The organism is Streptomyces sp. SID12501, from assembly GCF_010550245.1.
Classification (GTDB): Bacteria; Actinomycetota; Actinomycetes; order Streptomycetales; family Streptomycetaceae; genus Streptomyces.
The window spans coordinates 1-580 of record NZ_JAAGLU010000309.1; the positions used below are offsets into that span (position 1 = coordinate 1).

Below are 580 nucleotides of genomic sequence, written 5' to 3' on the forward strand. Positions count from 1 at the left end.
TGGCCTCCTGCGTCTTGGCGACCATGATGCCGAGGCCGATGCCGGGGCCGAGGGCGGCCAGGCCGAAACCGATCGTTGCGATGTTGCCCGTGATGTCCACGAGTGTTCTTCCTTCCGGTTGGCGGGGCCGGACCCTCGTCCGGTTCCTCCGACGGTCGTGACGACGGCCCGGTGGGCCGCCGACGAGGACTACGACGTGGTCAGTGCCACTCCTGCGAGATGCTGATGTAGACCGCGGTGAGCAGCGTGAAGATGTACGCCTGCAGCGCCGCGATGAAGATCTCGAAGAGCGTGAAGGCGAAGCCGGCCGCGAGCGTCACGGCGCCGACCGCCTTGAGCGCACCCGCCGCCTCGAAGAAAAGGAAGTGGGTCGCGCCGAAGCAGAGGACGAGCAGCAGGTGCCCGGCCACCATGTTGACGAGGAGTCGGATGGTGAGCGTCGCCGGCCGCAGGATGAACGTCGAGATGAGCTCGATCGGCGTGAGGATGATGTAGACCGGCCACGGCACGCCCGACGGGAACAGGGTCGTGCGCAGGTAGCCGACGGCGCCGTGCGCCTTGACGCCCACGACGATGAAGG

1 protein-coding gene is annotated in these 580 nt (G+C 67.4%); it reads right to left on the reverse strand.

From position 1 onward, the window contains the following. Positions 1-200 precede the first annotated feature (200 nt). On the reverse strand, positions 201-580 hold a 380-nt coding region (locus G3I71_RS45925; RefSeq protein WP_164324881.1), incomplete at its 5' end, for a F0F1 ATP synthase subunit A.